This is a genomic window from Bradyrhizobium sp. CCBAU 51765 (assembly GCF_015291725.1).
GTDB lineage: Bacteria > Pseudomonadota > Alphaproteobacteria > Rhizobiales > Xanthobacteraceae > Bradyrhizobium > Bradyrhizobium liaoningense.
The window spans coordinates 3,621,739-3,641,825 of record NZ_CP030038.1 but is presented as its reverse complement, the minus strand read 5'-3'; the positions used below and the strand labels follow the sequence as shown (position 1 = coordinate 3,641,825).

At 64.8% G+C, this 20,087-nt stretch carries 19 protein-coding genes; 12 read left to right on the top strand and 7 right to left on the bottom strand.

The genetic code is table 11. The features are described from left to right. Positions 1-21: 21 nt before the first annotated feature. The gene (locus XH96_RS17460; RefSeq protein WP_194393535.1) at positions 22-1,263 is read right to left on the bottom strand and encodes an amidase; all 1,242 of its coding nucleotides are present in this window, start codon (positions 1,261-1,263) and stop codon (positions 22-24) included. A 91-nt stretch (positions 1,264-1,354) separates the two neighbouring features. On the opposite strand from XH96_RS17460, the gene dprA reads away from it, so the two are divergent. Beyond that, a complete protein-coding gene (dprA, locus tag XH96_RS17455; RefSeq protein WP_194393534.1) occupies positions 1,355-2,497 on the top strand; it encodes a DNA-processing protein DprA in 1,143 nt (380 codons plus the stop codon). A 273-nt stretch (positions 2,498-2,770) separates the two neighbouring features. Here the strand turns inward: dprA and XH96_RS17450 are convergent, their stop codons facing one another. Continuing rightward, positions 2,771-3,193 (bottom strand): helix-turn-helix domain-containing protein, encoded by a 423-nt coding sequence (locus XH96_RS17450; RefSeq protein ID WP_194393533.1) that lies wholly within the window; start codon positions 3,191-3,193, stop codon positions 2,771-2,773. 83 nt (positions 3,194-3,276) lie between these two features. Here XH96_RS17450 and XH96_RS17445 point away from each other — a divergent pair, with 83 nt between their 5' ends. Then, positions 3,277-3,885 (top strand): FMN-dependent NADH-azoreductase, encoded by a 609-nt coding sequence (locus XH96_RS17445; protein WP_194393532.1) that lies wholly within the window; start codon positions 3,277-3,279, stop codon positions 3,883-3,885. A gap of 78 nt (positions 3,886-3,963) precedes the next feature. On the opposite strand, the gene XH96_RS17440 is transcribed toward XH96_RS17445, so the two are convergent. Both XH96_RS17440 and XH96_RS17435 read right to left on the bottom strand, forming a co-directional pair. Beyond that, a complete protein-coding gene (locus XH96_RS17440; RefSeq protein ID WP_061877300.1) occupies positions 3,964-4,131 on the bottom strand; it encodes a hypothetical protein in 168 nt (55 codons plus the stop codon). Between the two features lie 167 nt (positions 4,132-4,298). Next, complete coding sequence (locus XH96_RS17435) at positions 4,299-5,072, bottom strand: SDR family oxidoreductase (protein ID WP_194393531.1); 774 nt, start codon at positions 5,070-5,072, stop codon at positions 4,299-4,301. Positions 5,073-5,194: 122 nt separating this feature from the next. Here XH96_RS17435 and XH96_RS17430 point away from each other — a divergent pair, with 122 nt between their 5' ends. Next, on the top strand, positions 5,195-5,659 hold the full coding sequence (locus XH96_RS17430; protein WP_194393530.1) for a helix-turn-helix domain-containing protein: 465 nt from the start codon (positions 5,195-5,197) through the stop codon (positions 5,657-5,659). A gap of 52 nt (positions 5,660-5,711) precedes the next feature. On the opposite strand, the gene XH96_RS17425 is transcribed toward XH96_RS17430, so the two are convergent. Further along, positions 5,712-6,101, bottom strand: a complete 390-nt coding sequence (locus tag XH96_RS17425) for a hypothetical protein (RefSeq protein ID WP_210337894.1) — start codon at positions 6,099-6,101, stop codon at positions 5,712-5,714. A gap of 9 nt (positions 6,102-6,110) precedes the next feature. Next, the gene (locus XH96_RS39145) at positions 6,111-6,254 is read right to left on the bottom strand and encodes a hypothetical protein (protein WP_246790118.1); all 144 of its coding nucleotides are present in this window, start codon (positions 6,252-6,254) and stop codon (positions 6,111-6,113) included. Between the two features lie 323 nt (positions 6,255-6,577). Here XH96_RS39145 and topA point away from each other — a divergent pair, with 323 nt between their 5' ends. The 6 genes from topA (at position 6,578) to rpmG (ending at position 14,728) form a co-directional block, all read left to right on the top strand. Further along, the gene (topA, locus tag XH96_RS17415; RefSeq protein WP_194393528.1) at positions 6,578-9,352 is read left to right on the top strand and encodes a type I DNA topoisomerase; all 2,775 of its coding nucleotides are present in this window, start codon (positions 6,578-6,580) and stop codon (positions 9,350-9,352) included. 7 nt (positions 9,353-9,359) lie between these two features. Continuing rightward, on the top strand, positions 9,360-11,717 hold the full coding sequence (rnr, locus tag XH96_RS17410) for a ribonuclease R (RefSeq protein ID WP_194393527.1): 2,358 nt from the start codon (positions 9,360-9,362) through the stop codon (positions 11,715-11,717). Then, the gene (locus tag XH96_RS17405; RefSeq protein WP_194393526.1) at positions 11,711-12,151 is read left to right on the top strand and encodes a DUF983 domain-containing protein; all 441 of its coding nucleotides are present in this window, start codon (positions 11,711-11,713) and stop codon (positions 12,149-12,151) included. The genes rnr and XH96_RS17405 overlap by 7 nt, the downstream gene beginning before the upstream one ends. Before the next feature lie 31 nt (positions 12,152-12,182). Continuing rightward, the gene (locus XH96_RS17400; RefSeq protein ID WP_194393525.1) at positions 12,183-12,935 is read left to right on the top strand and encodes an NUDIX domain-containing protein; all 753 of its coding nucleotides are present in this window, start codon (positions 12,183-12,185) and stop codon (positions 12,933-12,935) included. 175 nt (positions 12,936-13,110) lie between these two features. Next, positions 13,111-14,436: an LLM class flavin-dependent oxidoreductase gene (locus XH96_RS17395; protein ID WP_194393524.1), complete on the top strand. Its 1,326-nt coding sequence runs from the start codon at positions 13,111-13,113 to the stop codon at positions 14,434-14,436. 124 nt (positions 14,437-14,560) lie between these two features. Next, entirely contained in the window at positions 14,561-14,728 is a 168-nt protein-coding gene (gene rpmG, locus XH96_RS17390; RefSeq protein WP_007603295.1) for a 50S ribosomal protein L33, read from the top strand. A 1,336-nt stretch (positions 14,729-16,064) separates the two neighbouring features. Here the strand turns inward: rpmG and XH96_RS17385 are convergent. Then, on the bottom strand, positions 16,065-17,303 hold the full coding sequence (locus tag XH96_RS17385; RefSeq protein WP_194393523.1) for an MFS transporter: 1,239 nt from the start codon (positions 17,301-17,303) through the stop codon (positions 16,065-16,067). Positions 17,304-17,432: 129 nt separating this feature from the next. On the opposite strand from XH96_RS17385, the gene XH96_RS17380 reads away from it, so the two are divergent. From XH96_RS17380 to XH96_RS17370, 3 genes are all read left to right on the top strand, one after another. Next, the gene (locus XH96_RS17380) at positions 17,433-18,038 is read left to right on the top strand and encodes a TetR/AcrR family transcriptional regulator (RefSeq protein ID WP_194393522.1); all 606 of its coding nucleotides are present in this window, start codon (positions 17,433-17,435) and stop codon (positions 18,036-18,038) included. 253 nt (positions 18,039-18,291) lie between these two features. Next, positions 18,292-19,056 carry a GntR family transcriptional regulator gene (locus tag XH96_RS17375; protein WP_210337893.1) on the top strand — a complete coding sequence of 255 codons (765 nt, stop codon included), beginning with the start codon at positions 18,292-18,294 and terminating at the stop codon, positions 19,054-19,056. 31 nt (positions 19,057-19,087) lie between these two features. Further along, entirely contained in the window at positions 19,088-20,086 is a 999-nt protein-coding gene (locus XH96_RS17370; RefSeq protein ID WP_194393520.1) for an ABC transporter substrate-binding protein, read from the top strand. Position 20,087 lies beyond the last annotated feature (1 nt).

The window sequence follows — 20,087 nt, the reverse complement described above, 5'->3', positions numbered from 1 at the left end:
ACATAAAATTGAGGCGCACACTCACGCCCGCGCCAGCGCGTCCTCCAGAAACCAGGCCGCCGCAAGCGCGAGCGGATCGTTGCCGAAGCGGGCGATCACCTGCACGCCGATCGGCAGGCCGCCGACCTTCAGGACAGGCACGTTGACGCAAGGATTGCCCATCAGCGTCCAGAGCCGGTTGTAGCGGGGATCGCCGGTGCTCGCGAGCTCCTTGGCCGGCGCCGTGCCTGGCGCCGAATAGGTCAAGAGCACGTCGACACCTTCGAACAGTTCGCCGAGCTCGCGCCGGCCGCGACGGCTGATCCGGCGCGCCTCGTCATATTCCTTCGGCGTCAGCCCGACCGTCGCATCGAGACTGGCGCGCAGCATCGGCGCGATCTCGTCGTGACGCTCGGAAAACTCCCAGGCGAGCGCGCGATGCGCCTCGAAGTCCTGGATGATGGGATGGATGCGCCAGGCTTGCTGCACCGCCTCGGGGAGATCGATGACCTTCACGCTGGCACCGGCGCGCTCGGCCGCCTTGATCGCGGCCAGCAGCCCCTCTTCGGCCGCCGGCTCGACCGCGCCGGCAAACTCCTGCCTGACGACGCCGATGCGGGGCGGCTTCGCCGGGGCGATGCCCGAAAATTCGGTGCGGCCCGTCATCGCCAACAGTCCGCGTGCGAGATCCTCAGCACGCGCACCGAACAGGCCGACGGTGTCGAGCGCCCACGAGTAGCACTTCACGCCGACCGTCGGCAGCATCCGGAACGACGGCTTGATCGCGGCCGTCCCGCAATAGGCGGCTGGCCGGATCACCGAACCGCCGGTCTGGGTGCCCAGCGCCAGCGGGATCATGCCGGCGCCGACGGCTGCCGCCGAGCCCGAGGAGGAGCCGCCCGGCGAATGACCAAGATTGTGCGGATTGAGTGTCGGGGTCGGATCGCGCGAGGCGAACGCGGTCGTGGTGGTCTTTCCGATGATGGTGGCCCCTGCCCGCTTCAGCATCATCACCACAGGTGCGTCGGCGCGCGGCTGCCAGCCGCGATAGATCTCCGAGCCCATCTCGGTCGGCATGTTGGCGGTGTCGATGATGTCCTTGATGCCGACTGCGATGCCGCGCAGCGGCCCGGAGCCTTGCGCCTTCGCCGACCTGTCGTGGCGGACGAAGGCGTGGACGTCCTTCTCCTTGGCTTCGATCGCCGCATGCGATTGCGCGATGGCAGCGTCAGGCGAAATCTCCCCCGCTTCGATGCGGCGCTGGAGGTCGGCAAGTGAGATCATGGCAAAATCCTTCTTATTGGGATCGCTTTTAGCATTGCGACGAGGCCGCGCAAGCGCAGGTGACTGTTGCGCAACGCCTTCTGGTTGTTCCATGCTGTCCCTGCAAGGAGACACCGTGGACGCCATCAATCCCAGCGTGGAGCTGACCGAAGCTGAGCGGATCGACCGCCTGCGGCTGATCCGCTCCGACAATGTCGGGCCGCGCACCTTCCGGTCGCTGGTCGATCATTTCGGCACAGCGCGGCTAGCGCTGGAGCGGCTGCCCGATCTCGCCCGCCGCGGCGGCGCGGTACGCTCGGGGCGTATCTGCAACGCGGATGAGGCGAAGGCCGAGCTTGCCGCGAGCCGCAAGTTCGGCATCGCCTGGCTGGCGCCCGGCGAGGACGGCTATCCGGCGCGGCTGGCGATGATCGACGACGCACCGCCGCTGCTCGCCGTACGCGGCGACACGAAAACCCTGATGCGGCCGATGATCGCCATCGTCGGCTCGCGCAACGCCTCCGGCGCGGGCTTGAAATTCGCCGGTCAGCTCGCGCGCGAACTTGGCGAAGCCGGCTTTGTCGTCATCTCGGGCCTCGCCCGCGGCGTCGATCAGGCCGCGCACCGCGCGAGCGTCGAGAACGGCACGATCGCCGTGCTCGCGGGCGGCCATGACTGCATCTATCCGCCCGAGCATGGCGATTTGCTCGCCGCGATCCTCGGCCACGCGGGTGCGGCAATCTCCGAGATGCCGCTCGGCCACGACCCGCGCGCCCGCGACTTTCCCCGCCGCAACCGGCTGATCTCGGGCGCCTCGCTCGGCGTCGTCGTCGTGGAAGCCGCGCACCGCTCGGGCTCGCTGATCACCGCGCGCATGGCGGCCGAACAGGGCCGCGAGGTGTTCGCGGTGCCCGGCTCGCCGCTCGATCCGCGTGCCGCCGGCGCCAACGACCTGATCAAGCAGGGCGCGACGCTCGTCACGGAAGCCGCCGACATCGTAAATGCAGTGCAGCCGATCATGGAGCGGCCCCTGATGCACCCCGCAGGCGAGCCCGACAGCGAGCCGTTCGAGAGTGATCCGCAGGGCCATGACCGTGATCAGATCATCGGCCTGCTCGGTCCGGCGCCTGTTTCGATCGACGATCTCGTACGAATGTCCGGCGCCTCGCCCACGATCGTGCGCACCGTGCTGCTGGAGCTCGAGCTCGCCGGCCGGCTAGAGCGCCACGGCGGCGGATTGGTGTCGCTGCTTTAGAGTGCTTACCCTCCCCTGGAGCGCAGGGCTATCGCATATGAGATGTGGGCTATGGGCACCGAGCCTCTCCACATCGTCGTGGCCGGGCTTGTCCCGGCCATCCACGTCTTTCTACGCAGCACTAAGAACGTGGATGCCCGGGACAAGCCCGGGCATGACGGCCTCTCGAAAATTCAAATGCGATAGCCCTGCCCTCCAGGGGAGGGTAAAGCGCGTGCCCCTCAGTGGGAGGTGACGGTCGGCTCGCATCGGTGAACCGAGATTGATCACGTCCTAACCCTCGTTGCGCGCGTCGAACCGCGTGCGTGCTGCCGCGATCTGCACCTGATGTTCGATCGCCCACTCGCCGAGGGCCTTCACCGGCTGCTGAAGACCGCGGCCGAGATCGGTGAGCTCGTAATCGACGCGGGGCGGGATGGTCGGGAAGATCGTGCGCGTGACGAGGCCGTCGCGCTCGAGACCTCGCAGCGTCAAGGTCAGCATCCGCTGCGAGATGCCGTTGATCATGCGCTTCAGCTCGTTGAAGCGCTTCGGCCCGTCGCTCAGCATCATGATGACGAACACGCTCCATTTGTCGCCGACGCGGGACAGCACGGAGGCGACCCCGCGGCAGTCCGCATGGTCCGGATGCGGCATGGGATCGGGCCTCGGCGTGGCAGGAAAACCGGTGTTCTCAGGTTTCAAAGTTGTGCCCATGGCTCAAAAATGTGCGTTCTTGCGGGGATTCCGACAGTCACTCATGTAGTCCTGGTTACAAACCTATACCATGGTGACCCCAAATGAAACTGCTCCATCTCGACTCCAGCGTCCTCGGCCCCCACTCCGTATCCAGGCAGGTTTCCGCCGCCATCGTCGACCGGCTGCGCCAGGCGACGCCTTCGCTCGAAGTGGTCTATCGCGACCTGACCCAGACGCCGCTTGCCCATCTCTCCGGCTCGCACCTCGCGGCAGCCCAAGGCGCCCCCGCACCGGCGGAACTCGCACCCGACCTGGCCGCAAGCGCGGCCGTGCTGGAGGAGTTCCTGAGTGCCGACATCGTCGTGATCGGTGCACCCATGTACAACTTCACGATTCCGAGCCAGCTCAAGGCCTGGATCGACCGCATCCTGGTGGTGGGGAAGACTTTTAAATATGGCGCGGCCGGGCCGGAGGGGCTTGCCGGGGGCAAGCGCGTGATCGTCGCGATCTCGCGCGGCGGTTACTATGGAGCGGGCTCGCCCGTCGCAGCGCTGGAGCACCTCGAAAGCTATCTGCGCGGCGTGTTCGGCTTCATCGGCATCCACAATGCCGAATTCATCATCGCCGACGGCATCCAGGTCGGACCGGATCACCGCGAGAAAGCGCTGGCTGGCGCGCTTCAAGCGGCCACCAGCCTGCGGGCGGCCTGACGCCGCGCCGAGATCGGCCGCCGCCGAAATGCGCGGCGGCTGACGGCTGCACGATCTGCAAAGCTGGAACCAGACGCCCTAAATGCCCAGGATCACGGCAACGAGCGAGACGAACAGGCCGATCCCGCAAAACAACGCAATGGCGACGAACTCGGACGTGTCGGAGCGCCTGGCCGGAACGGCGGATCTTTCGGTGAAGATGCGCGGCGATGACAGCGACGAGAAAAAGCGGGCTGCTTTCGGCATGCTAGACTCCATATAAATAATGAGTCTGCCCCGCCCCATAAGAGGGTCTTTCCAGCTCGCGCGAAGGTTCAACGCCGCGCGCAAAGGTTAGGTGATCCCGCAGGACGCCGGAACCGGTCGGCGCAACCCATGGACTGCGCCGGCCAGTTGGATTGCGCCTGGCTTGATCAGCCGCGATAGATCGGCGCGCCGCTCGGGGAGGCCACCGCACCGCCATCGACGAAGATTTCCTGGCCCTGCACATGCGCGGAATCATCTGAGGCGAGGAACAGCACCGTCTTCGCGACGTGATCCGTTTCACCGATGCGGCCGAGCGGCGTCGTTAGCGCGATCCGCTTCTCGAACGCCTTCTCGGCTTCGGGCGTCGCGGTCGCGGGTCCCCAGATCGGGGTGCGGATCGCGCCGGGTGCCACGACATTGACGCGGATTCCGCGCGGCGACAGCTCCGAGGCCATGATCCGCGCCATCGCCCGCACGCCGGCCTTCGCGGCACCGTAAGCGGAGTAACCGGGAATGCCGAGCACGGAGATCACCGAGCCGTTGAGGATGATCGAGGCATTGTCGTTGAGATAGGGCAGCGCCGACTGCACGGTGAAGAACACACCGGTCAGATTGGTGCTGATGACCTTCTCGAAGACCTCGGGCGTCGCCGAGCCCAGCGGCGTGCCGCCGGCGATGCCGGCATTGGCAAACACGATGTCGAACTTGCCGAACTTCTCCGCGCCCTGCTTGATGGCGGCTTCGGTCGCGGCGATGTCGGTGGCATCGGCGGCGAGTGCGAGGGCGTTCGGCCCGAGCTCCTTCGCGGCAGCCTCCAGCGTCTGCTTGTTGCGCCCGGTGATCACCACCTTGGCGCCTTCGGCCGCGAACAGCTTTGCCGTCGCAAGCCCGATGCCGCTGTTGCCGCCCGTAATCAATGCCGTCTTGTCTTTCAGTCTCACGCTCGCCTCCAGTGGTTGCATAATGAAACTATGTTGCCATCTAGGGCAAATGGTTTTATAATGCAACCACACAAGCGCGTGATCGGCGCCGACGCCGTGCGAACGCGATAGGACGGACCAGGATGGTGAAACGAACCAGCTTCGAGGGCGATTCCTGCCCGATCGCACGCTCGCTGGAGGCACTCGGCGACTGGTGGTCGCTGCTGATCATCCGCGAGGCGCTGTTCGGCATCCGCCGCTTCGGCGAGTTTCAGAGCAGGCTCGGCATGGCCAAGAACATCCTGTCGGCCCGCCTGCGATCGCTGGTCGACCACGGCATTCTCGAGACCGCCCCCGCCTCCGACGGCAGCGCCTATCAGGAATATCTGCTGACGCCGAAGGGCCGCGGCACCTTCCCGATCCTGGTCGCGCTGCGGCAATGGAGCGAGGCGTTCGACGACCACCCCGAAGAGATCGCGACCATCCTGGTCGATCGTGCGAAAGGCCGCCCGGTGAAGAAGCTGGAAATGCGCGCCGAGGACGGCCGGCTGCTCAGTCCCGCCGACACCACGCTGAAGCCGCGGCCGGCGCGACGGCGGTCAGCCTGATTGCGGCGGCGAGCTGCCACCACACCGTCAATGCGCGCGGAGCGAACTCAGGCTAGCATCCGACCAGGGTCGCCCTGCGAACCGTTTTCTGGCGATCGGCGCGTTGGCGCCGGCCGAACTCGGCCTCGTAGTTCAGGTCATAAACGCAGCCGACCTTCATGGCGGCAAAGTCCGCATTCCGCTCGATCGTGTAATGACCGGAAGGCTCCGTCTTGAGATGGACGCGACCGGGCTCGAACCAGGCTTGATCGACGCCACGATAGATCACCCGATCGGTCCAGCCGACGGTCGCAAACCAGAGGATCAACCCTCCGATCAATGCCGCGATGATCACGAGGCTACGAACGTCGTTGCGGAGCTTGTCCGCAAGGCTCAAGGGATTGGACGCGTTCTTCACATTGGCTTTGTCGTCGGTCGAACGCGATAGTTCACGCCAAAGCATCCAGCCTTGTCACGACAGCTTGCGCTTGGTCCGCAGCCGCAGATGCTCGTCGGCCTCCAGCTTGGTCATGCCCAGAAGATAATGCAGCACGGCGAGCTTGTGGCGCTCGGCGAGCTTGCGCAATGCTCCGGTCTGCTCGGCGATGAAGGCCACCGCCTCGTCCGCGCCGCCCTCCCCTGGTTCCTCAGGACGCGAGCCTCCCCGCGCGCCCGATGCGGCACGCTTCCGTTTCTTTGGCTTAGTCACCAAGACCCCACCCGAATCCATGGCCTCAACGGCAACATTACGCCCACATCGACCGCAACTCCAAGGTGGTATTCTGCAACTTTCTCGATATGAAACTTTTCCCATCGAGGCGGCTTTCAACACCCCTCGATTTGACAGCGGAGGCCGCACCACCCATGTTCGGGTCGAAACGGCCGACCCGAGTCCTTTCGTTTTCGGCCCAAGATTTCCCCATAAGTTACTGGAACTACATGAATATCGTCATCGTGGAGTCGCCGGCGAAAGCCAAGACGATCAACAAATATTTGGGCTCGTCCTACGAGGTTCTGGCCTCGTTCGGCCATGTCCGCGACCTGCCCGCGAAGAACGGCTCCGTCGATCCCGATGCCAATTTCAAGATGATCTGGGAGGTCGATCCCAAGGCGGCCGGCCGGCTCAACGAGATCGCCAAGTCCCTGAAGGGCGCCGACCGTCTGATTCTCGCCACCGACCCTGATCGCGAGGGCGAGGCCATCTCCTGGCACGTGCTGGAGGTGCTGAAGGAAAAGCGCGCGCTCAAGGACCAGAAGATCGAGCGGGTGGTGTTCAACGCCATCACCAAGCAGGCGGTCTCCGACGCGATGAAGCATCCGCGCCAGATCGACGGCGCGCTGGTCGACGCCTACATGGCGCGCCGCGCGCTCGACTACCTGGTCGGCTTCACCCTCTCCCCCGTGCTGTGGCGCAAGCTGCCGGGCGCCCGCTCGGCCGGCCGCGTGCAGTCGGTGGCGTTGCGCCTCGTCTGCGACCGCGAGCTCGAGATCGAGAAATTCGTGGCGCGCGAATATTGGTCGCTGATCGCGACCCTGCTCACCCCCCGCGGCGACGCCTTCGAGGCCCGCCTCGTCGGTGCCGATGGCAAGAAGATCCAGCGTCTCGACATCGGCACGGGTGCGGAAGCCGAAGACTTCAAGAAGGCGCTGGAGGCAGCCAGCTACACCGTGACCGCGGTCGATGCCAAGCCGGCCCGACGCAATCCGCAGGCGCCCTTCACCACGTCGACGCTGCAGCAGGAAGCCAGCCGCAAATACGGCTTTGCGCCGGCGCACACCATGCGCATCGCCCAGCGCCTTTATGAGGGCATCGACATCGGTGGCGAGACCACCGGACTCATTACTTATATGCGTACCGACGGCGTGCAGATCGATCCGTCCGCGATCACCCAGGCGCGCAAGGTGATCGGCGAGGATTACGGCAACGCCTACGTGCCGGATAGCCCCCGCCAGTACCAGGCCAAGGCCAAGAATGCCCAGGAAGCGCACGAAGCGATCCGACCGACCGACCTCTCCCGCCGCCCCGACAGCCTGAACCGCAGGCTCGATGCCGATCAGGCGAAGCTCTACGAGCTGATCTGGAAGCGCACGATCGCGAGTCAGATGGAATCCGCCGAGCTCGAGCGCACCACGGTCGACATCGTGGCGAAGGCAGGCTCCCGCACGCTGGAGCTGCGCGCCACCGGCCAGGTCGTCAAGTTCGACGGCTTCCTCGCGCTCTACCAGGAAGGCCGCGATGACGAGGAAGACGAGGATTCGCGCCGCCTGCCGGCCATGAGCCCGAACGACGCCCTGAAGCGGCAGTCGCTCTCCGTCACCCAGCATTTCACCGAGCCGCCGCCGCGCTTCTCGGAAGCATCCCTGGTCAAGCGCATGGAAGAGCTCGGCATCGGCCGGCCCTCCACCTATGCCTCGATCCTCCAGGTCCTGAAGGACCGCGGCTACGTCAAGCTGGAGAAGAAGCGCCTGCACGGCGAGGACAAGGGCCGCGTCGTGATCGCGTTCCTGGAGAGCTTCTTCAGCCGCTATGTCGAATACGATTTCACCGCGGCCCTTGAAGAACAGCTCGACCGCATCTCGAACAACGAGATCTCCTGGCAGCAGGTGCTGAAGGATTTCTGGCGCGACTTCATCGGCGCCGTCGACGACATCAAGGATTTGCGTGTCGCGCAGGTGCTCGACGTGCTCGACGAGATGCTGGGGCCGCACATCTATCCGCCGCGCGCCGACGGCGGCGACATCAGGCAGTGCCCGAACTGCGGCACCGGCCGGCTGAACCTCAAGGCCGGCAAGTTCGGCGCCTTCGTCGGCTGCTCGAACTATCCGGAATGCCGCTACACCCGTCAGCTCGCCGCCGACAGCGAGGCGACCGCCGATCGTTCGCTCGGCCAGGATCCCGACACCGGCTTCGACGTCTGGGTCAAGGCCGGCCGCTTCGGGCCCTACATCCAGCTCGGCGAGCAGAAGGATTATGCGGAAGGCGAAAAGCCCAAGCGCGCCGGCATCCCCAAGGGTACCTCGCCGGGCGATGTCGACCTCGAGCTCGCGCTGAAACTGCTGTCGCTGCCGCGCGAGATCGGCAAGCACCCGGAAACCGGCCAGCCGATTGTCGCCGGCCTCGGCCGCTTCGGCCCGTTCGTGAAGCACGAGAAGACCTACGCCAGCCTGGAAGCCGGCGACGAAGTGTTCGACATCGGCCTGAACCGCGCGGTGACGTTGATTGCGGAAAAGGTCGCCAAGGGCCCGAGCCGCCGCTTCGGCGCCGATCCCGGCAAGGCGATCGGCGATCATCCGACGCTCGGCACCGTCACCGTCAAGAGCGGCCGCTACGGCGCCTATGTCACGGCCGGCGGCGTCAACGCGACGATCCCGGCCGAGTTCGAGAAGGATACCATCACCCTGCCGCAGGCGATCGCGCTGATCGACGAGCGCGCCGCCAAGGGCGGCGGCAAGGCCAAGACCACCAAGGCGGCGAAGAAGGCGGCCAAGCCGGCCAAGGCCAAGAAGACTGCAGCGAAAACAGCGGACGGCGAAGATTCCGCGCCAAAACCGAAGACGCCGGCCGCGAAGAAAGCCGCGGCCAAAACCAAATCCGAATCCACCAGCAAGGCGCGCGCCGCCGTGTCGTCGACTGCCAAGACGTCACCGACCAAGGCAGCCGCCCCCAAGAATCCTGCAAATACTCCGGCCAAGAAAAGTGCCGGCAAGAGTTAGAGGCTAAGTGAAACGCAAGAATGACCATGGCTTTCCCGACAGGAACGCCATCGTCGCCTTCATCAAGGCAAATCAGGGAAATGTCGGGACCCGCGAAATTGCACGCGAGTTCGGCCTGAAGAACGCCGACCGTGCCGAGCTCAGGCGCATGCTGCGCGAGCTCGCCGACGACGGCATCGTCAAGAAGAAGCGCCACAAGATCTCGGAGCCGGATACGCTTCCGCCGACGCTGCTCGCGGACATCACCGGCCGCGACTCCGACGGCGAATTGATCGCCTCCCCCGCCGAATGGGACGAGGTCGAGAGCGGCGAGCCGCCGAAGATCCTCATCGAGATGCCGCGCCGGCCAAAACCCGGCACCGCCGCCGGTGTCGGCGACCGTGCGCTGCTGCGCGTCGAGCGCTCGGAGGAGACCGAAGGCCCGGCCTGGCGCGGCCGCATCATCAAGGTCATCGACAAGGCCAAGAGCCGCATCCTCGGCGTGTTCCGCGAGCTTCCCGAAGGCGGCGGACGGCTCATTCCCGTCGACAAGAAATTCGCCGACCGCGAGCTGAACATCGCCAAGGCCGATACAGGCGGCGCGCAGGATGGCGACCTCGTCAGCGTCGACATCGTCCGCTCGCGCGGCTTCGGCCTGGCCTCAGGACGCGTCAAGGAGAAGCTCGGCTCGGTCAAGTCCGAGAAAGCGATCAGCCTGATCGCGATCTACGCTCACGACATCCCGCTGCAATTCTCCGCCGCCGCAGAGCGCGAGGCGGAGGCGGCCGAGCCCGCCAATCTGAAGGGACGCGAGGACTGGCGCGACGTCCCGCTCGTCACGATTGATCCGCCGGACGCAAAAGACCACGACGACGCCGTCCACGCGCAGCCCGATGACGATCCGAACAACAAAGGCGGCTTCATCGTCAACGTCGCCATTGCCGATGTCAGCTTCTACGTCCGGCCGGGCGCTGCGCTCGATCGCGACGCGCTCGACCGCGGCAACTCGGTCTATTTCCCCGACCGCGTCGTGCCGATGCTGCCCGAGCGCATCTCCAACAATCTCTGCTCGCTGGTGCCTGGCGAGCCGCGCGGCGCGCTCGCGGTTCGCATGGTGCTGGGCCCCGACGGCCGCAAGCGCTCGCACAGCTTCCACCGCATCCTGATGCGCTCGGCCGCGAAGCTCAGCTACGCGCAGGCGCAGGCTGCGATCGACGGGCGGCCCGACGACGCCACCGGCCCGCTGCTCGATCCGATCCTGAAGCCGCTCTATGCCGCCTATGCCTGCGCCAAGCGCGCGCGTGACGAGCGCGATCCGCTCAATCTCGATCTGCCCGAGCGCAAGATCCTACTGAAAAGCGACGGCACGGTCGATCGCGTCGTCGTGCCTGAGCGGCTCGATGCGCACAAGCTGATCGAGGAGTTCATGATCCTCGCCAACGTCGCGGCAGCCGAGATGCTGGAGAAGAAATCGCTGCCGCTGATCTACCGCGTGCATGACGAGCCGACGCTGGAGAAGGTGCACGCGCTCGCGGAATTTCTGGAGACGCTCGACGTCCCCTTCACGAAATCAGGCGCGCTGCGCCCGACACTGTTCAACCGCGTGCTGGCCCAGCTCGAAGGCCATGACTACTATCCGCTGGTGAGCGAAGTCGTGCTGCGCGCCCAGGCGCAGGCCGAATATTCCTCCGAGAATTACGGCCATTTCGGCCTGAACCTGCGCCGCTATGCGCATTTCACCTCGCCGATCCGCCGCTATGCCGACCTCGTCGTGCACCGCGCGCTGGTCCGCGCGCTCGGCCTCGGCGAAGGCGCCCTGCCCGACAGCGAGACGCCCGAGACCTTGAGCGAGGTCGCCGCCCACATCTCTCTGACCGAGCGGCGCGCGATGAAGGCTGAGCGCGAGACCGTCGACCGCCTGATCGCCCATCACCTCGCCGATCGCATCGGCGCAAGCTTCCAGGGCCGCGTCTCCGGCGTCACGCGCGCCGGCCTGTTCGTCAAGCTGAGCGAGACCGGCGCCGACGGATTGATCCCGATCCGATCCCTCGGCACGGAATATTTCAACTATGACGAGAGCCGTCACGCGCTGGTCGGCACACGCAGCCGCACCATGTACCAGTTGGGCGATGTGGTTGATGTCCGCCTGATAGAGGCTGCTCCCATCGCAGGCGCGTTACGCTTCGAGCTGCTGTCGTCCTCCAGTGAGACCGCGCCGCGCGACCGCAGGTCACCCGGTCCGCAACGCCGTCCCTCGTTCAAGGCGCAGCCCGGACGCAGCCCGGACAGAAAACGCAAGCCGGCGAAGCCGAAATCCGGCAAGCCGAAGAAGGGCAAAGGCAAGAACAAGGGAAAAGGCAAGGGACAGAAGGGCAAGGCATGGTGACGATGAGCACGGCCCCGAAGATCTGGACGCGCGAGAGTGGCCTGGTCGAGAAGCGCGACGTCTGGACGGCAATGAAGCGCGGTTTTCGCGGCCGCTGCCCGCGCTGCGGCGAGGGAAAGCTGTTCCGCGCCTTCCTGAAGACGGCGGACAATTGCGCGACATGCGGCCTCGACTACACGCCGCATCGCGCCGACGATCTGCCCGCCTATCTCGTCATCGTCATCGTCGGCCACGTCGTGGTGCCGGCCGTCTTGTGGATCGAGACCAACTACACCACGCCGGTCTGGATCAGCTTCGCAGCCTACCTGCCCTTCACCCTCGTCGCCTCGCTCGCGCTGCTGCAACCGGTGAAGGGAGCTGTGGTCGGCTTGCAATGGGCTCTGCGCATGCACGGGTTTGACGAGAACCCTCCGGATGGTATTCCGCCTGTGTAAGCAACAAGCAAGAAGCGGTTTGGGTGAGGACATGACGGAAATTGCGCAGGCAGCGGAGAAAACCAAAGTCCACGAGGAGAAGGAAGCCGACCATCATCCCTATTTCCGCCCACGGGATGCGGCGACACTGATCCTGGTCGATCGCAGCGGCGCCATTCCGAAAGTGCTGGTCGGCAAGCGCCACGACAAGGTGGTGTTCATGCCCGGCAAATTCGTCTTCCCGGGCGGCCGCGTCGACAAGGCCGACTATCGCGTGCCATGTGCTGCGCCCATCACCGCGGAGCTGGAGGCCAATCTCGCCAAGGGCAGCCCGAAGACGCCGGCCTCGCGCGCGAAATCGCTCGCCATTGCCGCGATCCGCGAGGCCTGTGAGGAAACCGGCCTGTGCCTCGGCCGCAAGGCTGAGGGCAAGGTGACGAGGCTCGACGGCCCTTGGCAGCCCTTTGCGGATGCGGGCCTGCTGCCCGATCCGTCCAGTCTGTTCCTGATCGCGCGTGCGATCACCCCGCCCGGCCGCGTCAAGCGGTTCGACACGCGCTTCTTCACCGCCGATGCCTCCGCGATCACCCATCGCGTCGAGGGCGTGATCCATGCCGATGCCGAGCTGGTCGAACTGGTCTGGGTCGAGCTCGGCTCGAAACCGCTCGCCGACCTCCATCCGATGACGCGCAACGTGCTCAACGAGCTCGACACCCGCCTTGCCACCGGCCCGCTCCGCCACGATGCGCCGGTGCCGTTCTTCCATTTCTACGGCGGCAGGATGCAGAAGGATATTTTGAGCTAGGCCGTCATGGCGCGGCTCTCTCCTCGTCATTCCGGGTTCGCGCCAAGAGGCGCGCCCCGGAATGACGTGCTGAGAGATCTGCAAAAAACAAAATAATCTTCCCGCCGCGCCCGATGGCGGAGCTCCGCCGCGTCCCTATGTCTTCCCGAGCGTCACCAAGAACGGACCCCGGGCGATGGCACAACGGCAACTCAAGCTTGGCGCGTTCATGCGCCCGATCAGCATCCACACCGCCGCATGGCGCTATCCAGGGGCCTGGCCCGACGCCAATTTCAACTTCTCGCACATCAAGACGCTGATCCGGAAGCTCGAGGCCGGCAGGTTCGACGCCTTCTTCATGGCCGATCACCTCGCCGTCCTCAACATGCCGATCAATGCGCTCAAGCGCAGCCACACCGTGACCTCGTTCGAACCGTTCACGCTATTGTCCGCGCTCTCGGCCGTCACCGAGCGCATAGGCCTGATCGCGACAGGCTCGACCACCTTCGACGAGCCCTATCACGTCGCACGCCGCTTCGCCTCGCTCGATCACATCAGCGGTGGCCGCGCCGGCTGGAACATCGTCACCACCTCGAATCCTGACGCCGCACTCAACTTCGGCCTCGACGACCATATGGAGCACGCCGAGCGCTACAAGCGCGCCCGCGAATTCTACGACGTCGTCACCGGCCTCTGGGATTCCTTCGCCGACGACGCCTTCGTACGGGACGTCGAGAGCGGCCTGTTCTTCGATCCCGCGAAGATGCATACGCTCGACCACAAGGGCAAATATCTGAAAGTTCGCGGTCCCCTCAACATCGCCCGTCCCGTGCAGGGCTGGCCCGTGATCGTGCAGGCCGGCGCCTCCGAAGACGGCAAGCAGCTTGCGGCCGAGACCGCGGAAGCCGTGTTCACCGGCGGCGGCAGCCTCGCCGACGGCCAGAAGCTCTACGCCGACATCAAGGGCCGCATGGAGAAGATCGGCCGCGATCCCGAGCACCTCAAGATCCTGCCCGGCGCCTTCGTCGTGGTCGGCGACAGCGTCGATGAGGCCAGGGAGAAGCGCGCCCTGCTCGACAGCCGCGTGCACTACGACAGCGCCATTGCCTCGCTCTCCGTCATCCTCGGCACCGATGCATCCGGCTTCGATCCCGACGGCCCTCTGCCGGAGATCCCCGAGACCAACGCCAGCAAGAGCGGCCGTCAGCGCATGGTCGATCTCGCCGCGCGCGAAAAGCTCACCGTGCGCCAGCTCGCCCAGCGCGTCGGCGGCTATGGCGGCCTGTCCTTTGTCGGGACCGCAAAGACCATCGCCGACCAGATGGAGGAGTGGCTGGTCGGGCGTGGCTCCGACGGCTTCAACATCATGTTCCCGTTCCTGCCCGCCGGCCTCGACGATTTCGTCGACAAGGTCGTCCCGGAGCTCCAGAAGCGCGGGATTTTCCGCAAAGAGTATGAAGGGCCCACTTTGAGGGAGAATCTGGGCCTGCCGCGGCCGAAAAACCGGTTCTTTGAGGGGTAATAGGCCCGATTTGGGTGGTTCTCGGGCTGTAAAACCTTGACATCAGGCGGTTTCTGGCTAGGTTGCCGGCCAACGCGGGCCGTTTGGCCGGCTCCAGATTCCCCGATATTCTGAGGTTCAGAACATGGCCAAAGCGGTCACCATCAAGGTCAAGCTCGTGTCCTCGGCCGACACCGGCTTCTACTACGTCGCCAAGAAGAACTCGCGCACCATGACCGACAAGCTGGTCAAGAAGAAGTACGACCCGGTAGCGCGCAAGCACGTCGAATTCCGCGAAGCCAAGATCAAGTAAGATCGCGGGACGTTGAAGACTTTGACGGGGCCCCTCACGGGCCCCGTTTTCATTTTCTCCGCGACATGTCCCGGACGCTGCGCGTGTCCGGGGCACGAGAAGGAGATCGACGCGCCACTCTTTTCCACGGCGTCATTGCGAGGGGCTCTTGCGACGAAGCAATCCAGAATCGTTCCGCAGAGGCACTCTGGATTTCTTCGCTGCGCTCGCAATGACGGAATGAGGATGACAGCACCCGTCGATTCCGTATCCCGAGACTCGCCCGCGATGCTCTTGGATCATGGGCCTCGGCTGTGCCGCACAATCCTCGAGGTGACGCCGCGCAGCCTCCGCGACCTCAGCGCAGAACCGACCACTTATCGAACCGTGTAGAGACGCCTAAGAACCGCACGAAACAGGCGCTGGCTTGCCTTGCTCGATGCTGTCGACCACGCTCAGCGCATTTATGGCGGCGGAACCAGGCGCAACAAGAAATGTGAGCCAGCCCACAGATTTTCGCCCGGAAGTATGTCAAGCTGGCGGACATGTTTGGCGATTGGGTGGGGTGCATTCATGGAAACGGTGAAACATTGTCGAGCCAAGTCCATTGAATGCCTCAGCTTGATGCAATCAGCGCGCGACGAGACTGAAGCAAGACTCCTGAAGTCTCTGTCGCAAAGCTGGGTCCGCCTTGCAAACCAGATTGATCGGTACAAATCACTTCGTTCGACGCGTGACGAGCGGCCGACCGCTTAGCTACACGCGCCGCTGCACGATCCACTCTGAGCCCGGAAATCCGCGAGGCGATAGGCGTGAAGCGCCCGGCGTCAGACTTCGGCGATGGCCGTCGTCCAGCTCGAGGACAAGCTTGCTCGGCGACGAGCTCACCACCTGGGTACTGATGACAGTTGCATCACCCAGTATGATCGGCAGGTCGGTTCCTGCCGGTGGAAAATCGTGAAATCCGGAATTGGTCCTCAGCCACACCTTAGCTCCGGTCTCAAGTGTCCAATGCGTCGTATGGCCCGCCCATTCCATGTCTTAGTCCCTGTGGCGAGGGGCGTGCTAGCGGTTTTGTGATCAGACGACTTGACGTCCGACAAGTCCTAGCAAGACAGACTCCAACATGGCTTCCGATAGGGCTACGCTGGGCGCCATTCCTGGTGACCTGGAAGCCTTTCCCGTTCCGATGGATTCGGAATGGCTCTGGATCCTAGCCTTGACGCGTTTTCTTGACGCGAAGCGGTGTCCACTTCGCTCGAAAACGCAGGCGTCAGCCGAAGCCCCAGACGTCCGCTCCAAACTGCGCGGCGTCCGCTGAAAGCTCCCAAGCTGAGGAAAGCGACCGGTCGCCCTGCTACGCCGTCCGCAACACCGGCGCCGGCGGCTGCGACGGGCGGATCAATGCGAATGCAACCTGCACGATGCCGCCGGCAAGGCCCAGCGCGACGCCGATGCGCCAGGCCATGGTGTAGGAGCCGAGCGCGTCGTAGAGCACCCCTCCCCCATAGGCACCGAGGAAGCTACCGATCTGGTGGCTCATGAAGGCGAGGCCCTGGATCATCGCCTGCCAGCGCAGGCCGAACATCTCGGCGACCGCGCCCGCGACCAGCGGGCCGACGCCCATCCACAAAAAGCCCATGATCGCGCCGAACAGCAGCGTCGAGAACGGCGTCGCCGGCAGCGTGAAGTACCAGGCGAGCGCCAGCGAGCGCAGGATGTAGATGCCGCCGAGCAGCGCCAGCTTGTTCCAGCGCTGGCCGGCCCAGCCGAAGAACAGCGAGCCCAGCACGTTGAAGCCGCCGATCATGCCGAGCGTCTGCGCGCTCAGCATCGGATCGAGGCCGCATATCGCCAGATACGACGGCAGGTGCGTGGTGAGAAACACGAGCTGCATGCCGCAGACGAGATAGGCGCAGGTCATCACCACGAAGGAGGCATTGCCGAATGCGGTCCTCGCCGCTGCCGCCGCCGTGGCATCGTCGATCTCGTCGGCGGCCGGCTTCGGCAGCGGGATACTGTCGACACGGCCGGCATACCAGGCGGCGGGGATCATCAGCACCGACATGACCACGAAGCCGGCAAGGCCGATGCGCCAGCCGAAACCCTCGTTGAGCATCTGCCCGATCGGCGCCGACAACAGCGCGCCGAGCGAGCCCGCGCCGGAGACGATGCCGAGCACGGTGGAGCGCACCGTTTCCGGCACCGCGCGCGCCGCCACCGACATCGCGATCGCCGCCGCGGTGCAGGCCAGCGACGTCCCGATCAGCACCCCCGCTCCGATCATGATGCTGACGAGCCCGTTCGCGGTTGCCATCAGCACGAGCCCCGCAATGTACATCAGCGCGCCCGCGATCATGATCGGGCGGAAGCCGTAACGCGCGGTGAGCGCGCCGGCGGGCGGCTGGAGAAAGCCCCAGGCGAGGTTCTGCACGGCCAGCGCCAGCGTGAAATCCGAGATCGAAATGTGGATGTCGTGCGTCAGCGGCTGCATGAAGATGCCGAGGCTCTGCCGCAGCCCCATGCTCAGCGTCAGCATGATCGAGGCGCCGATCAGGATCGGCAAGGTCGGACGCAGGACCTGCAGCAGGGGCATTTTCTTCTCCCTCGTCGGCACGGCGCAAATGCCGTCGTCTGCTTTTGCCGATGATTTTGGGTACACAGACCTGTTTACATAGGCTATGGATGTCAGGTGCTGTCAAGCGAACAGGACGCGTGCTGCCGCATGGCTCCCCCGCCCAAACAACAGACGATGAAAGAGCGGATCCTCGAGACCGCCGACAAGCTGTTCTACCTGCAAGGCATTCGCGCCATCGGCGTCGACACCATCGCGGCCGAGATCGGCATCTCCAAGCGCACGCTCTACAACCACTTCCCCTCCAAGGACGCACTGATCGCGGCCTATCTCGAGCGCCGCTTCGTATCTCAGCGTCCCTCCGACAAACCTCCGGCCGAGCAGATCCTCGCGACGTTCGATTCGCTGGAGCGGCGGTTTGCGGCGAAAGATTTTCGCGGCTGCCCGTTCGTCAATGCCGTCGCCGAGCTGGGTCCCACGGATCGCGCTGTGAAGAAGATCGCGATTGCCTTCAAGGAAAGCCGCCGCATCTGGTTTCGCGACCGGCTGACCGAGCTCGGCGTTGCCGATGCGGATGCGCTGGCGACGCAGCTCGTGCTGCTGGTCGATGGCTCCATCGCCCAGGACCTCGTGCGCGACGATCCCGCGATGGCGCGCGCCGCGAAGGAAGCGGCGACGGTGCTGCTGCGCAATGCGGGGGTGGATGTGGGTGGTGATGCGAAGCCGGCGAAGCAACGCAAGTCCATGCCGCAATAAACGCCGCCGTCCCAATCAGACTGCCTCAACCGTCGGCAATCTTCGCGCCGGTCCGGGCATGACGTCCGCCGCACGCTCCCACCCGGACCGCCAGAAACGCGGCACAAGCACTTGGCACGCCCCTGGCCGCTCTCCCAAGCCCGATTCTGCCCGTTTTGCCCACCTGGCACGGCTCTTGAATAAGACATCTTAGGACAACTTGGGACGGGTTAAGAGATTGAAACAACGGGAAGCCATCGCAACACTCTCGGAATTGTCTCTGGAGCGCGACAGCGCGCTGCCGCTCTACCTCCAAATCTCCCGGGCAATCGAGGCGAAGATCGAAGGGGGCCATTTCGGTCCAGGGCAGATGCTGCCCTCTGAGACGGCGCTCTGCCGGCATCTGAGCGTCAGTCGCATCACCGTGCGGCAAGCATTCGAGGACCTCCTGACCAGAGGCTTGATCGATCGCCGGCAGGGCAAGGGCACCTTCGTGGCTCGCCCGCTGATCCGAACGGGCTTGAGCGGTGCGGACAGACTCTTCGACACGCTTTTCGCGCAGAAGCATGCCCCCTCGTCCCGGCTGCTGGCCTTTGGTCTGCAGGACTCCCCGGCGGATATCGCTCCGTTCTTCGATTGTCCGGAAGGTGGCCAGCTGATGCGCCTGGATCGGCTCTACCTCCTGAACGACCGCCCGGTCGGAATGGTCGTCGGCTGGCTTCGCGCTGAAGTCGCAGCAATCTCAAGGGAGGAAGCTGCGAGCCATTCAACGGCGTATTTGATCGAACGCGTGTTCGGTCAACCGATCAAGAAGTCGGAAGTCTCGATCCGCGCGGCATCGGCCGGACGCGAGACGGCCCAGCATCTCAAGATCAACGAACGCGCGCCGGTGCTGGTGCTTCATCGCCGGCGCTTGCTTCAGGATGGCCGGACCGCCGATGTGGTCCGCGCCTACATGAACGCGGATTCCTACGAATTCTCGATCGACAACGTTCTCGGTCTCGACAGCCATCCGTCTCTCACGCTGGTGGCCGCCTGACGGGCGGCCGCCGATTTGGCGAGGAATTTCCATGGATCATGACCTGTTCAGAAAGGCCCGCCGCACCCTGTGCTCTGCGGGACTCATCGCTGTCGTATTCGTGACCGGTGCCCGTCTGGCCTACGCAGATCGGGACATGATCCGGGCAGCCTATCGACTGACCAGCACGTCGATCGCGACGAAGGACACCGGATATCCCGACAAGTACGGCCTGAACGTCGACGTCGCCAAGATGTCGACCGGTATCGAGGCCAACGAAGCCATCCTCACCGGCGCCATCGAGGTCGGAGAGGTCGGGATCACGCCATTCGTGACGCTGCTGTCGCGTTCTCCGGACGTGGTCGCCATCGGCGTCGCAAGTTCCGGCGGCGGCACCTATCGGACAGTGGTCCGCAAGGAATCGCCCTATCAGTCGATGGACGATTTGCGCGGCAAGAAGGTCGCAATCAGGATCGGATCCGGCAATTATTCCGCCTTCCTGACCTACATCGCGTCGCGCGGCTGGAAGGAAAGCGAATTTCAACTCGTCAACAGCGGCGACCAGGAAGCAATCGCGGCACTCGCCGGCGGCTCGGTCGATGCGGTGATCTATTGGGAGCCGATCGTATCGGTGCTGATCGCCAAGGGAATCGCGCGACCGATCTTCAGCTTCAAGGGGATCGTCAACAACCCCATCTTCATCGTCGCCAACCGCAAGGCGCTGGCCGCGAAGCCGCAGGCCTTCGCGAAATATCTTGCGGCCTTCATGGACGGCCAGAAACTGCTGCGTGACGACGTGCCGGGCGCCGCCAAGGTGATTACCGAGACCATGAATCGCGCGGGCCAGCAGATCGACAGCACCGCCATCGAGATGTCGATCCCCTCCTCCGACTATGCCATCGATCTGACAGATCAGGTGAAGGCCGAGGCCAAGGCCAATTTCGAGCTGTTGAAGAAAGCCGGAAAGCTGCGCGGCAGTGAACCCGACTGGTCGACGGCATTCGATGGCAGCGCCATCGAAGCCGCACGCAAACTGCGCGGCACGAACTGAA

What these genes read in the sequence shown, in the direction of transcription:
- XH96_RS17440 (WP_061877300.1), bottom strand. Translation starts at nt 4,131, where the DNA reads ATGCCGAAAGCAGCCCGCTTTTTCTCGTCGCTGTCATCGCCGCGCATC.
- XH96_RS17430 (WP_194393530.1), top strand. Translation starts at nt 5,195, where the DNA reads ATGGTGAAACGAACCAGCTTCGAGGGCGATTCCTGCCCGATCGCACGC.
- XH96_RS17450 (WP_194393533.1), bottom strand. Translation starts at nt 3,193, where the DNA reads ATGGGCACAACTTTGAAACCTGAGAACACCGGTTTTCCTGCCACGCCG.
- XH96_RS17385 (WP_194393523.1), bottom strand. Translation starts at nt 17,303, where the DNA reads ATGCCCCTGCTGCAGGTCCTGCGTCCGACCTTGCCGATCCTGATCGGC.
- XH96_RS17395 (WP_194393524.1), top strand. Translation starts at nt 13,111, where the DNA reads ATGGCACAACGGCAACTCAAGCTTGGCGCGTTCATGCGCCCGATCAGC.
- XH96_RS17445 (WP_194393532.1), top strand. Translation starts at nt 3,277, where the DNA reads ATGAAACTGCTCCATCTCGACTCCAGCGTCCTCGGCCCCCACTCCGTA.
- XH96_RS17405 (WP_194393526.1), top strand. Translation starts at nt 11,711, where the DNA reads ATGGTGACGATGAGCACGGCCCCGAAGATCTGGACGCGCGAGAGTGGC.
- XH96_RS17370 (WP_194393520.1), top strand. Translation starts at nt 19,088, where the DNA reads ATGGATCATGACCTGTTCAGAAAGGCCCGCCGCACCCTGTGCTCTGCG.
- rpmG (WP_007603295.1), top strand. Translation starts at nt 14,561, where the DNA reads ATGGCCAAAGCGGTCACCATCAAGGTCAAGCTCGTGTCCTCGGCCGAC.
- topA (WP_194393528.1), top strand. Translation starts at nt 6,578, where the DNA reads ATGAATATCGTCATCGTGGAGTCGCCGGCGAAAGCCAAGACGATCAAC.
- XH96_RS17380 (WP_194393522.1), top strand. Translation starts at nt 17,433, where the DNA reads ATGGCTCCCCCGCCCAAACAACAGACGATGAAAGAGCGGATCCTCGAG.
- XH96_RS17460 (WP_194393535.1), bottom strand. Translation starts at nt 1,263, where the DNA reads ATGATCTCACTTGCCGACCTCCAGCGCCGCATCGAAGCGGGGGAGATT.
- XH96_RS17400 (WP_194393525.1), top strand. Translation starts at nt 12,183, where the DNA reads ATGACGGAAATTGCGCAGGCAGCGGAGAAAACCAAAGTCCACGAGGAG.
- dprA (WP_194393534.1), top strand. Translation starts at nt 1,355, where the DNA reads ATGCTGTCCCTGCAAGGAGACACCGTGGACGCCATCAATCCCAGCGTG.
- XH96_RS17425 (WP_210337894.1), bottom strand. Translation starts at nt 6,101, where the DNA reads ATGCTTTGGCGTGAACTATCGCGTTCGACCGACGACAAAGCCAATGTG.